Annotated in this window: 10 protein-coding genes; 3 read left to right on the top strand and 7 right to left on the bottom strand. The window is 68.2% G+C overall.

Annotation, left to right across the window (positions count from 1 at the left end; genetic code table 11):
- Positions 1–104 precede the first annotated feature (104 nt).
- Entirely contained in the window at positions 105–1205 is a 1101-nt protein-coding gene (locus tag RJT68_RS04010; RefSeq protein WP_407039087.1) for a sodium:calcium antiporter, read from the top strand.
- Positions 1206–1281: 76 nt separating this feature from the next.
- Here the strand turns inward: RJT68_RS04010 and RJT68_RS04005 are convergent, their stop codons facing one another.
- The 7 genes from RJT68_RS04005 to RJT68_RS03975 all read right to left on the bottom strand — a co-directional run bounded on the left by RJT68_RS04005 (position 1282) and on the right by RJT68_RS03975 (position 11315).
- Entirely contained in the window at positions 1282–2787 is a 1506-nt protein-coding gene (locus RJT68_RS04005; RefSeq protein ID WP_407039086.1) for a plastocyanin/azurin family copper-binding protein, read from the bottom strand.
- A 22-nt stretch (positions 2788–2809) separates the two neighbouring features.
- Positions 2810–4537, bottom strand: coding sequence for a pyrroloquinoline quinone-dependent dehydrogenase (locus RJT68_RS04000; RefSeq protein ID WP_407039085.1), 1728 nt, complete (start codon positions 4535–4537; stop codon positions 2810–2812).
- Positions 4538–4543: 6 nt separating this feature from the next.
- On the bottom strand, positions 4544–5452 hold the full coding sequence (locus RJT68_RS03995; RefSeq protein WP_407039084.1) for a hypothetical protein: 909 nt from the start codon (positions 5450–5452) through the stop codon (positions 4544–4546).
- 363 nt (positions 5453–5815) lie between these two features.
- A complete protein-coding gene (locus tag RJT68_RS03990) occupies positions 5816–6601 on the bottom strand; it encodes a class I SAM-dependent methyltransferase (RefSeq protein WP_407039083.1) in 786 nt (261 codons plus the stop codon).
- Between the two features lie 107 nt (positions 6602–6708).
- The gene (locus RJT68_RS03985; RefSeq protein WP_407039082.1) at positions 6709–8631 is read right to left on the bottom strand and encodes an aldehyde ferredoxin oxidoreductase family protein; all 1923 of its coding nucleotides are present in this window, start codon (positions 8629–8631) and stop codon (positions 6709–6711) included.
- Positions 8632–8905: 274 nt separating this feature from the next.
- Positions 8906–9118: a DUF1328 family protein gene (locus RJT68_RS03980; RefSeq protein WP_407039081.1), complete on the bottom strand. Its 213-nt coding sequence runs from the start codon at positions 9116–9118 to the stop codon at positions 8906–8908.
- Positions 9119–9380: 262 nt separating this feature from the next.
- Positions 9381–11315 (bottom strand): bacterio-opsin activator domain-containing protein, encoded by a 1935-nt coding sequence (locus tag RJT68_RS03975; protein WP_407039080.1) that lies wholly within the window; start codon positions 11313–11315, stop codon positions 9381–9383.
- A gap of 164 nt (positions 11316–11479) precedes the next feature.
- Here RJT68_RS03975 and RJT68_RS03970 point away from each other — a divergent pair, with 164 nt between their 5' ends.
- Positions 11480–11677, top strand: coding sequence for an HVO_0649 family zinc finger protein (locus RJT68_RS03970; RefSeq protein WP_407039079.1), 198 nt, complete (start codon positions 11480–11482; stop codon positions 11675–11677).
- Between the two features lie 196 nt (positions 11678–11873).
- Positions 11874–12977 (top strand): archaeosine biosynthesis radical SAM protein RaSEA, encoded by a 1104-nt coding sequence (locus RJT68_RS03965; RefSeq protein ID WP_407039078.1) that lies wholly within the window; start codon positions 11874–11876, stop codon positions 12975–12977.
- The last annotated feature ends 19 nt before the right edge of the window (positions 12978–12996 follow it).

Raw genomic sequence — 12996 nt, 5'->3', positions numbered from 1 at the left:
GTGCCGATTCCGCGAGCGGATCCCGACGGACGCGGACCGATCGGGGTTCGGCCAGCGCGACCGACGCCGGGGATTAAGTGCGACGGCGTAGTGTGAGCGTGCGTATGGACGTTCCGTCGCCGGAGTTCGTCGGCCTCCTCCTCTTCTTCCTGGCGGGAGTCGCGCTGGTGATCTGGTGCGTCGAACTCTTCATCGAGGCCATCACCCAGAGCGCCGTCTCGCTCGGCGTCTCCGGCTTCTTCCTCGCGGTCGTCCTCGCCGGCGTCGACCTCGAGAACGCGATCCTCGGGGTCACGGCGGCGTTCGTCGACCTCCCGGACCTCGCGCTCGGAACGGTGTTCGGCGAGTCGCTGTTCGTCCTCGCGGTCGCCGTCGGGGTCGCGGGCCTGTTCGTCCCGTTCCGGATGGACGTTCCCTCGATCTACCTGCTTCTGCTCGCGCTCGTTCCGCTGCCGGCGTTCGCGCTGTCGCTCGACGGGTCGCTCGAGTGGGCCGACGGCGCGATCCTCACCGCTCTGTTCGTCCCGGTGCTCGCCGGCATCTACTGGCGCGAGCGGCGATCGGAGACGACGTACCTGCTCGCGGGGGAGGTCGAGGAGGTGGTCGACCTCGAGTCAGGAGGGGCGACCCCGACTGACGCCGGCGGACGGCCGGAAGCGAACGGCGGAGCGTACGCGGGAGACCGTCGCGGCGGCCTGGACGACGGGGTCGACTTCGACCTCGATCTCGACCTCGACGAGTTCGTCCCCAGCCTCGAGGGGAGGAGCGGCCGATTCTGCCTCGGCGTGGCGGTCCTGGCGACGGTCGGAATGACCGTCGGGTCGGGCATGACCGTGGTGAGCGCCGAAGGGATCTTCCGAACGCTCGGCATCACGGGGCTGGCCTTCGGCGCGACGGTGTTGAGCTTCATCGCCTCGATCGAGGAACTGGCGCTCACCGTCGAACCGGTACGGCGGGGCCGGCCGCACCTCGCCGTCGGGAACGTCGTCGGGAGCACGGCGTTCTACGTGACGGCCAACGTCGGCATCGTCGCGTTGCTCCGGCCCGTCGACACCACCGGCGCGGTGATGACGGTCCACTGGCCGTTCTTCGCCGCGAGCCTGCTCGTCGTCGGCGCGATGCTCGCCCGCGGCCGCGTGACGCGTCTCGGCGGTGCGACGCTGCTGGCGATGTACGTCGCCTACTGGATCGTCAACTACGCATAGGTCGGGGGCCGGAATCGAATCCCGACCGCGCCGACGGTTCCCGCCCTCGAGGGGCGCGCCGACGAACGGACGCGGATCAGGAGCCGTCGTCGGTCTCGTTGCCGCCCGCCGTCGCCGTCTCGGTTTCGTTGCCGCCTTCCGCCGTTTCGTTTCCGTCTGCCGCCGCCGTTTCGTTGCCGCCTTCCGCTGCCGTTTCATTGCCGCCTTCCGCCGCCGTTTCATTGCCGCCATTGACCGCGGTTTCGTTACCACCAGCCTCGACGGTCTCGTTGCCACCTTCCGTCACGGTCTCGTTGCCGCCGGCCTGGCCGTCCACCTCGACGCCGGCCTCGCCGTCGACGACGACCTCGCCGACGGCGTCGAGCTGGCACTGGTCGAGGTAGACCGCCATGTCCTCGGTTGCGACGAACTCGACGGTTTGGGTCTCGCCCTCCTCGCTCAGGAAGTCGGACCGGATGCGGGTTTCCCACTGGTTGGTATCGCCGTTGGCGGCGATGACGAAGTTGTGTCCCGGTAACGGTTCGAAGTACCGATTCTCCCCCTCGGGTTGCCCGCGACCGATCGCGTTCTCCCACTCCACCGCGTAGGTCTCGCCGGACTCGAACTCGAGCGTCGGGTTCGTCTGTTCGGCGATAGCGTCTGGTGACTGGCCGACCCACTGCCCCTCCTCGAGTCGCATCGAGAAGGTCTCGGCCGGTTCGCCGGGTTCGACCTCGGGAAGCGTGACGGTGATCCGCTGATCCTCGCCGTCGATCGTCACCGTCTCGGTCACCGGCTCGTAGCCGTACGTCCAGACCTCGAGTTCGTACTCGCCGTCCTCGAGGAGGTCGAAGCGGGCGATCGCGGGCGCTTGTGTCTGCTCGCCTTCGACGTCGCCGTTGTCGCCGCTGTCGGTCGCGTTGCCGTCGGTTGTGTTGCCGTCCGTTTCGTTGCCGTCGGTGGCGTTCCCCGCCTCGTCGCCCTGTTCCTCCTCCGAGAACGGGTCCGGTCGGGCGGCGAGGTTCGAGAACGAGTGCATGTCGTCGAGGGAGACCTCGGCGCCGAGGGGTTCGCCGTTTTCGTCTTCGACGTGGACCACGAGCTCGTTGGTGCCCTCGGGGTCGATCAGTTCGATCGGACCGCGCATCTGGGCCGGGTGCGGCATGCAGAAGTACTCCTCCATCTCCTCGGTGGCGGTGAACTGAAGGGTGGTGAACTCACCCTGTTCGGTCACCGTCTCCGTGGCCTCGAGTACCTCGACGTCCTCGTCGAGGGAGTTGCCGGCGGTGATGTTGAAGTTGTGGTGCGCGCCGTCCCCGTTGACCCAGACGACCTCGTGCATTTCGCCTTCGACCAGTCGCAGGGGCGGGTTGGACCGGGCGTCGATCTCGTGCGGTGCGACGCCGAGCCAGCCGCCGACGATGCCGGTCAGCGTCAACGTCCTGACTGCCTCGTCGTTCTGGGCGACGGGCATCGGAAAGTCGAACGCGTCGCGATAGGCGCCCGCCTCGCCGGTGAGCGCGGCCATGCTCGTGAGCGCCGCCGTTCCCTTCAGCACGCCGCGACGGGAAACGTCGTCGGGTGAATCGTGTTCGTTTGACATGGGTTGATCGTTGTGTGGTAGTTCAGGCGTCCATCGAGAACACGGCGAGCGTGTCGCCGCGGGTTCCCTGGCGCAGCCAGCCGCTGCCGCCGACCTGGACGGCGACGTACTGCTTCTCCTCGCCGGGGTCGTACCAGCTCATCGGTGACGCACTGATCGGGACGTCGAACTCGTGCTCCCAGAGTCGGTCGCCGTTCTCGCCGTCGTAGGCGACGAAGGTGCCGTTCTGGGTGCCGTTGAAGACGAGTCCGGTCGCGGTCGACATCGAGCCGCCCCACATGTAGAGCTCGTCCTCGCTCTCGATCCACTCGCGCCAGACGCGCTCGCCCGTCGCGGGGTCGACCGCGGCGAAGGCGGTGATCGACTCGTTCCACTCGTCGGGGATCTCGGAGGCCGGGTCGTCGAGGCCGCCGCCCCAGTAGGGATTGCCCTCGCTGTACTCCTCGTACCGCCAGTAGAGGTCCTGCGGGAAGTTCTGGTGGATGACGTACACGTAGCCGGTCTGGGGGTTGTACGACGGCGGCTGCCAGTCGTTTCCGCCGGGGGCGCCGGGGACGAACGGGACTCGCTCGTCGGAGCTGATGTGGGGAATCATCCCCCACATATTGATGTGCTGGCAGATCTCCTGGCTGCGCTCGTGGAGCTGGCCGGAGTCGGCGTCCATCAGGAACACCCAGCCGGCCTTGTCCGAGCCGACCACCAGATCCATCGACTCGCCCTCAACCTCCACGTCGCGCACGAGCACGCGCGGCGCCGCCGCGTCGTAGTCCCAGACGTCGTGCGGACTCGACTGGAAGCCCCAGTTGTGCTCGCCTGACTCGAGGTCGAGCGAGAGCGTCCCGCAGGTGGGGAAGTTCGGTCCCGGCCGGACGGTGCCGTCGAAGTCCGGCCCGGGGTTGGCGACCGGCGAGTAGAGCACGCCGCGGTCCTCGTCGATCGTCGGCGTCATCCAGCTCGTTCCGCAGCCGTGCTCGCGGCTCTGGCCGACCCACTCGTCCTCCGGGAGGGTGTCGGTCTGCCACTGCATCTCGCCGCTCTCGGCGTCGAGCGCGGCGATGAAGCCGAGGACGCCGTACTCGCCGCCGGCGCTCCCCGTGTAGATCGTCTCGTCGTGGATCACGGGCGCCCACGTCGCGGAGTACCCCTCCTCGTGATTCGCCGTCTGGGTGTACCACTGCTCTTCGCCGCTGTACCGGTCCAGGGCGACGACGCCCGAGTCGAGCGTCGTCATGTACACCGTGTCCCCGAGGACGGCCGCGCCGCGGTTGTTGTCGTCGCAGCAGAGTTCGACGCCGATCGGCGGCGCGTAGGTGTAACTCCAGAGGACCTCCCCCTCCCGGGCGTCGATCGCCTTCATGTGGTTCGGCCCGTTGGTCTGGTACATGACCGGCGGGTCGCCCGGGACGACGATCGGCGTCCCCTCCATGCTCGAGCCCGTGCCGACGGACAACTCGTACTCGAGTTCGAGGTCGGAGACGTTGTCGGGGGTGATGACGTCGGCGGTCGTCGCCCGGTGCTGTTCGTAGTTCCCGCCGTACATCAGCCACGATTCGGGGTCCTCGCCCGAGTTGCTCAGCATCTCCTGGGTCACGTCGACCTCCGGGATGCGATCGGTGTCGTGCTGCTCCGTCACCCCTTCGCCTTCACCGTCCTGTGTCACCGGTCCCCCGACCAGCGTGTAGCCGTCGTCGGTCTCCACCAGTTCGATGTCGCGTGCGGCCTGAACGGCCCTGTCGTTTCGAAGTGCCATGCGGAATCACCTCAGTTCGCTCGGCGCGCGCATCTCGTCCGTGATGTAGAACGCGTCGTGCAGCAGCTCCTCCTGACCGACGATCTGGACCGCCGCCCCCGCGGTGAACGCGGCCGTCAGCTGTTCGTCGGTGAACCGATTCGCCCTCTCGCCCGCGAGGTCGCGGGCGGCCGTCGCCGACACGAAGAGTCCGCCCAGCATCTCCTTGACGCGTCCGACCGCGTCGTCGAGGATCTCCTCGGTGACGAGCACCTCGTTCTGCCAGAGGTGTCTGTCCAGCCCGTCGATCCACAGCAACACCCCGCCCATCGCGCGCTGATGGAGCGGCGGCACGTTCGACGTATCGAACTCGACGTCGTCGGGGATCTGGTTCGACGGGACCCACCGGGCCAGTCGTTCGGGTTCGTTCGTGACCGCGACGAGCATCGCCGTCTTCTCCACCTCGTCGAACCCGACCTCGTCGAGCGCCGACGAGAGCGGATCGGCGAGAACCAACTCGCGCGCCGTCCGCTCGACGTGAGCCGCCGTGAAGCGCGGCAGGTTCTCGTCGAGGCTCTCGAAGAACCCGACCTCGAGCAGGTGGTCGTAGAGGCGCCACCCCGGTTTCGCGACCGCTTCGTACAGTCCGCCGGGTTCGTCGGGGACGCCGACTTCTCGGACCGCCGGTAATGTTCGAATCCGTTCCGCGACGTTCGCTCGCTCACGCGCGATGAGTTCGGCGTCGAGTCGCCCCTCGAGGTCCGACCGAATCGCCTCGCCCATCGAAGCGAACCTCGGATCGGCCGGCGGTTCGACCCGCCCCGCCAGTCGCTCCCACGTTACCTCCCCGTCGTTCGGTGCGTCGACGCCGAGCGTCGTCGCTAGGTCGCGTCGCTCCGCGACCGTCACGTCGGACGCAGTGGATTTTTGGCTCATGTTACCACCACACATGTGAGGTCATTACGAAATTTGATAATGCTTATCAAAGTATTCCAGACGTACAATCGATATCTAAATACGATTGTCTATCGAATGAATAAAATTCAAGCCGGTTACTATCCTTCGCTCCGAAAGCGGAGCCCGCTTCGATCGGCGTAGCGGCCGAATTCGAGCCGTAAGACGGCCCTACAGGCGCCGAGCGAAGCCACCGCCGACGAGCGAGAGGCGGTCGGCGACCGCGGGTTGGAACTGGCAACGCCACGGGACGCGGAAGCGACCCCGTACCGCGCGCGAGCAAGGGTTCCGCCGCTGCCCGGATCGCTCGGGCGATCACCACTCGACCGCTCCTCGATCTCCGCCTCACCGATCGCGGGCACCGGACGCCGGCGCGGCGACGATCAGCACGTACGGTTCGTCCGAACCGGGCCGATCCACCCGCTCGAGGAGGTCGATCCGGAGTCCGGCCGCCGAGACCCGGTCCGACCAGTACGCTTCCGGGTCGCGGTCGGTCGGGACGCCGTCGGGGAGCAACGGCAACTCGAGGATGCCGACGACACCGTCGGGTGCGCACGCCCTGTGCAGTTCGCGGAGGGCGTCGTCGGCGACCCGCGCTTCGAGGTCGTGGAGGACCCGACACGCGGTGACGACGTCGATCGACCCGGCCGCGACGGGCAGCGCCGCCGCGTCGCCGGCGACCGGCGTCACCTCGAGGCCGGCGCGGGCCCCGTTCCGTCGCGCGAGCGCGGGTCCGTTCCCGAGGATGATCCGGTCGTCGAAGACGTCGAGGCCGAGCACCTCCGTCCCGGGCGACACGTGGGGGGCGAACCCCACGAGCGACCGGCCGGTTCCGCAGCCGACGTCGAGGACCCGGTCGGCGTCGTCGAGGGGGAGTCGCCGCGCGAGGGCGTCGTACTTCGCTCGCTCGAGCGCCCACGGGGGCGGCGAGAGTGCCCGGCGGGCCACCGACGCGACGCGAGCGAGCGCCGCGAGTCCGATCGCCGCCGCTGCGAGCCGACGACCGCGGTGCTCGGAGCGTCGGCAGAGAAGCACGGCACCCCCGGCCGCGACGAGGGCGACGGCGATCGACGCGGCCCGTCGCCGCCAGTGGTAGATCCCGAAGCGGTACCGACCCGGAAGTGGTGACATCGTCGGTTCTCGGGAGGTCGTACGCCCGCCGGAACGAAAAAAAAGCGGTGGAAACTCGGTCGGTTCGCCGGTTCGACCGGTGGTCGATCGCACCCGGTCGGAGCCGATCAGTCGTCGGCCGGCGCCGGGGAGTCGCCGGTCGAGACGCCGGTTCCGGGGCCGATGTCGATCCCGAGGTCCTCGAGTTTCTCGTCGGGGACGACGCCGTCGACCCAGCCGCGGTGGTCGTAGTACTCGTCTTTCATCTCCTCGAGTTCGCAGTACTCGCCTTCCGAGGCGCCCTGGCCGGGGATGCCGTCTTCGAGGAAGCGCTCCGGGAGGGAGTCGTCGCTCGCGTCGAAGCCCGCCAGGTTGTTGTAGTAGCGCTCGAGGTTGTAGATCCGCTCGCCCGCCTCGAGCAACTCGTCCTCGGTGACGTCGCGGCCGGTCATGCCGTTGTACTGGAGGACGTACTCCTCGATCCCCTCGGCGAAGGCGTTGAACTTGCAGATGTCGAAGCTGTCCGAGATAGCGTGGAGGTCCTGGAAGGCGGCCGTCAGTTCGCCCTTCCCCTCCCACTCGTACGGGTCGACCTTCTCGGGGATGCCGAGGATCTCAGCGGCGGGCGTGTACCCCCGCAGGTGGCAGGCGCCCCGGTTCGAGGTGGCGTAGCCGATCCCCATCCCCTTCATGCAGCGCGGGTCGTAGGCCGGGATGGTCTGGCCCTTCACGGCCAGGGAGTTGTCCGCGGCGTCGCGCTTCTCGGCGACCCGCCTCGCACCCTCCGCGAGCAGGTCCGCGAGGTCGTCCTCGCGGCGGGCGATCCGCTCGATCATCTCGACCATCGTCTCGGAGTCGCCCCACTCGAGTTCGCCGACGTCCTCGAGTTTGCCCTCCTCGGTCATCTCCATCGCCATGGCCATCATGTTGCCCGTCTCGATGGTGTCGACGCCCATGTCGTTACAGCGGTCGATCATGAGGGCGATGTCGTCGCGCTCGGTGTGCCCGGAGTTGGGGCCGAGGGCGAACGCCGACTCGTACTCGTAGGACTCCGTCCGGACGTTCATCTCCTCGCCCTTGTGCATCGCCGTCACCTCGACCTCCTTCTTGCAGGCGACCGGGCAGGAGTGACACGTGGGTTCGTCGACGAGGATGTTCTCCCTGACGTTCTCCCCGGAGACGCGTTCGGCGTCGACGTCGATCCCGAGGTCGTCGCTCGCGCTCTCGGTGCTCGTGTACCGTCCGTTCCGCGTCGGGAGGCCGTCCATCTCCTCGGTGATGTTCATCAGGACGTTCGTCCCGTACATCGAGAGGCCGCCCTCGTTGGGCGCGGTGACCTCCGATTCGGTGATCGCCTGCATCGCCTGGCGGTGGCCCTCCTGGAACGTCTCCTGGTCCGCGGGCTTGGGCATCTTCGTGCTGGATTTGACGACGACCGCCTTGAGGTTCTTCGAGCCGGCGACGCAGCCGACGCCGCCCCGGCCCGAGGCGCGGTCGTCCTCGTTCACGATGCAGGCGTACCGCACCAGGTTCTCGCCGCCGGGTCCGATGGCCATGATCGAGAGGTTCTTCCCGTAGGAGCCGTCTACTTCCTCCTCGATCGTCTCTTTCGTCTCGTGAACGCCCTTGCCCCAGAGGTGGGAGGCGTCACGGAGCTCGACCTCCCCGTCCTCCACGTAGAGGTAGACCGGCTCCTCGGCCTTCCCTTCGAACAGCAGGCCGTCGAAGCCGGCCCACTTCAGTCGGGCGCCCGACCAGCCGCCGTGGTGACTGTCGGTGACCGTCCCCGTCAGCGGTGATTTCGTACAGATGGCGATCCGACCGCTCATCGTCACCTGCGTGCCCGAGAGCGGGCCGTTCATGAACGCGAGCAGGTTCTCCGGCCCGAGCGGGTCCACGTCCGGCCCCTGCTCGAAGACGTATTTCACCCCCAGGCCCCGCGCGCCGATATACTTCTTCGCGTCCTCGTCGTCGATCGACTCGTACGCGACCGATCCCTCCGACAGGTCGATCCGCGCGACCCTGTCCTGAAAACCGCCGAATTCTGTCATGGTAACTATTCACTATTGTATTGGACGGCGACGATGTTAGGAGTTAGCAACGTCACGTAACGGCATTCGGTTACGTGCGTCGAACGGAATCGGACCGACGGCTCCACGTACCGCGATGGTATACACTCACGATTTCGATAAGCAAGGGGGGCGCAAATATTGCAGAATGGTAATCCCGTGAATTGACGCGGGCAGTCGGTGGACCGGCCGAGTCCGCTTCTGACGGACTCGAGTCCGGGTAGGTCGATCGGAAATCGACCGGTGGTCCGGCCCGCTACAGGAGTAACGCGACGATCGCGAGGACGACGAAGATCAGCACGAAGATCCGCGCGATCTCCATCGAAACCCCGGCGACGCCGCGCGCGCCGACGGCCGCGGCGATGATTGCGAGGACGAAGAAGATGATCGCCCAGTACAGGAAGCCCCCACCACCGATCTGGAGCGGGCCGACGGCCTGCGCTTGAAGCGCCGTTGCGAGCGCGAGCATGATCGGAGGTACGGCGACCACGGCAATAATCTCTCGGACCGTTCGACTCTCTAGGCAGGAGCTACGGGCCGAGGGCCGGCAAGACCATGCTGGCGCCTCATTCCGACTCGACGCGCGCGAGGGGGACGATCGGAGTGACGTCGGCGAAGCGGTCGGTCGATCGGAGTGACGTCGGCGAAGCGGTCGGTCGATCGGAGTGTCGTCCGCGATGCGGTCGGTCGGCGGGTCGGCGGACACCGTCGTCCGTGTCGACCGTCGACCGTCACTCGTCGCCGAAGAACGCGCGACACAGTTTCGCCTCGGCGCTCCGGAGGTGCTCGTGGAACGTCGGCCGCGAGACGCCCATCGACCGCGCGAGTTCTTCCCCCGTCGCCGGTCGGGGCCACTCGAAGTAACCCCCGAGGTAGGCGCGCTGTAACGCGTCGAACTGCCGCTCGGTGAGGGCCTCCTCGAGTCGGGCGGCGAACTCCTGGCGCGTCTCCCCGCCGCGTTCGCGCCGGCGGAAGGCGACGGCGTCGGCGCTCGGGTACCGGTCCTCGACGGCCTCGACGACGGCGCGGACGTTCGAGGATCGCGGGATCTCGAGGGTGACGCGCGCCCGGCCCTCGTCGGCGTCGATGGCCCGCACCCTGACGCCGCGCTCGGAGAGCCACGCGACGAAGCCGTCGCCGTTCCCGTCCCCGTCGCGCAGTTCGATCAGACACTCCCCGTCGCGGTCGACGAGAACCTCGAGGTCGAGTCCGAGGTCGTCGGCGGCCGTCTCGAGGTCGTCGGGGGTCGCTCCGGTGGCGGTGAACAGGGACGCCGTCTCCTCGTCCCGCCGATGGGTCGAGCGTCGGTACTCGAGGCGACAGTCGGCCTCCTCGGAGAGCGCCACGGGGGCGAGCGAGGGGTCGGTGACGTCGAGGTCGAGGGCGACGACGGCGTCGGTCGCGAGCGTGCGACTCGTCTCCCGGGCGTTGATCCCGCTCGCGACCGCCCGCGCGAGCGCGGAGAGTACGACGGTCTCCCGGTCACCCCGGTCGGTACCGAGACTGTCCGCTCCGGTACGGACCAGCAGCGCGCCGTACTCGATGCCGTTGTACGAGAGCGGGAAGGCCGCGCGACTCCCGTCGCCAGTGCGGTCGATCGCGACGGTGTCCGACCGAAGGGCCTCGGCCGCGGGATGGTCCGCGTCGATCGGGATCGGCTCGGCATCGTCGCCCGCGACGGAGTCGCCGGCGCCCGCCCGCACCGCGATCGCGTCGGTCGCGGGGTTTCGCTCGCCGATCCACGCCGCGTCGTAGGCCCCCTCCTCGACGATGCGCTCGCAGACGGCCCGCTCGAGTTCGGAGCGGGAGGTCGACCCGGCGACGGCGGCGGTGACGTCCTGGACGAGCCCCTCGACGCGGTCGAGCACGTACTCGAGTTCCCGGGTTCGGCGCTCGGCCTCGAGTTCGGCCTCCTTGCGGGCGGTGACGTCGTTCTGGAAGCCGACGTAGTTGGTCACCTCGCCGCGGTCGTTCCGGACGGGGGCGACGGTCACCTCGTTCCAGAATTTCGTCCCGTCCTTGCGGTAGTTCTCGAGTTCGACGGTGACGGGGCGCTCCTCGTCGATCGCCGCGCGCATCGCCGCGATCGCCTTCTCGTCCGAGTCCGGCCCCTGCAGGAACCGACAGTTCCGGCCGACGACGTCGTCGAAGTCGTAGCCGGTGATCTCCTGGTAGGCGTCGTTGATGTAGACCAGCGGGTTGTCCTCCCGGTTCGGGTCCGAGAGCGTGACGCCGACGGGCGCCTCGTTGATCGCCCGCGCCTTGACCGCGCGGTCGCCGTCCGGCGGATCGCTGGCGCTCCCGTCGAAGGTGATCGTCGCCCCGTCGACGCCCCGGTGGACGCGCGCGCCGTACCCGTCTCGGTCGAGGTCGACGTGGCGCACCGTCCCCACCGTCGTCTCCTCGACCGCCGCCTCGAGTCGCTCCCACGAGGGACCGAAGATCGCTTCGGCCGCTCGGACCCCGCTTCCTTCGCCGTCGGTCGCGTCGCCGTCGCGCTCCGCCTCGAGGTCGAGGTCGAACGCCTCGCAGGCCGCGGCGTTCGCGTACGCGATCGTTCCGTCGACGACGGTCACCACGGGATCGACGACGTGCTCGAGCGCGGCGGCGGCGCGGTCGGCGTCGCCGATTTCCGCGCGGGTCGTTCCCGCATCGGTTCTGTCCATGACCCTACATAGGAAGGGGGGCCCTATGAAAGGTGTGACCGAACGGCGCAGCGCACCCGGTCGCTTCGGTCGGCCACCGACGGGCCGGTTCGACCGGTCACCGAGGAAGAGAGTCAGCGGTAGATCACCGGAGCGTTATGTAGTACCGTGTTCAACGTTCACACATGGCAGTCGAAAAGGCGCGATCGCCGTTCGATCGGCTCCGCCAGAAGTACGACGAGTCGGAGTTGCGCTGCCCCCAGTGTGGCTACGTCGACGACGACGGCGGCTGGCGCGTCACCACCAGCGGCAGCCGCGTCAGGTACCAGTTCGTCTGTCCGACCTGCGACGCCGTCGAGACCAGGGAGCTCAGACTCGGCTGACCGATCGAACGGACGGACGGCGGGGAAGCGGACGAGAGAGCGACCGGACCGTCGACCGTTGGATCGATGGCTGCGATCCGGCTCGAGCGACCGCGTCGACTCCGTCCGTGCGACCTCCGGCGACGAACCTGCGGCGGGGCGACGGGGCCCGGCCCAGACGAAGGCGCTTTAGGCGCTCGAGCACCTTCGAACGACAATGAGTAAACCCACGCCCGAGGTCTACGAGCAGGGGAAGGGGATGGACGCCCACAACCAGGTGATGCGGGAGATCCGCTCCCGGAAGGAGGCGAGCTACGATCCCCACCGGCCGACGCGCGTCTGGCTGGACGAGGACAACACGCCCGACGGCGTCAAGGAGAGCCTGACGATCATCCTCAACACGGGGGGCTGTCGCTGGGCCCGCGCCGGCGGCTGCACCATGTGCGGCTACGTCGCCGAGAGCGTCGACGGCGGCTCCGTCAGCCACGAGGCGCTGATGGACCAGATCGACGTCTGCCTCGCACACGAGGCCGAGAACGCCACCGACTCCGCGGACCTGATTAAGATCTACACGTCGGGCTCGTTCCTCGACGAGCGCGAGGTCGGCGCCGAGACCCGCGAGGCCATCGCCGAGACGTTCGCCGACCGCGACCGGATCGTCCTCGAGTCCCTGCCCGACTTCGTCGATCGCGAGAAGCTGACGGACTTCACCGAGCGCGGGCTGGACACCGACGTCGCCATCGGCCTCGAGACGGCCACCGACCGCGTCCGCCACGACTGCGTGAACAAGTACTTCGACTTCGCGGACTTCGAGGCGGCGTGTGCGGAGGCCGAGGCGGCGAGCGACCCCGACGGAGCAGGCGAGGCCGACGCCGGCGTGAAGGCCTACCTCCTGATGAAGCCGCCGTTCCTCTCGGAATCGGAGGCCGTCGAGGACATGATCGCCTCCATCGAGCGCTGCGCTGGAGTCGAGGGCTGTCACACGATCTCGATGAACCCCTGTAACGTCCAGCGGTACACGATGGTCGACGAACTCTACTTCAACGACGGCTACCGGCCGCCGTGGCTCTGGTCGGTCGCCCACGTCCTCCGCGAAACCGTCGATGTCGACGCCATCGTCGTCTCCGACCCCGTCGGCCACGGCTCCGATCGCGGCCCCCACAACTGCACGGAGTGCGACGACCTCGTCCAGAAGGCGATCAAGGACTTCGACCTCCGACAGGACCCCTCCGTGTTCGAGCAGGTCTCCTGCGCGTGCGAGGCGACGTGGGAGGCCGTGATGGACCTCGAGCGGGGCTACAACCAGCCGCTCACCCGATAACGCGGCCGCGATTCGCCCG

The sequence above is a fragment of the Halovalidus salilacus genome (assembly GCF_031852275.1).
GTDB lineage: Archaea > Halobacteriota > Halobacteria > Halobacteriales > Natrialbaceae > Halovalidus > Halovalidus salilacus.
The sequence above is the reverse complement of the archived record's forward strand: the minus strand, read 5'-3'. Positions and strand labels throughout refer to the sequence as shown.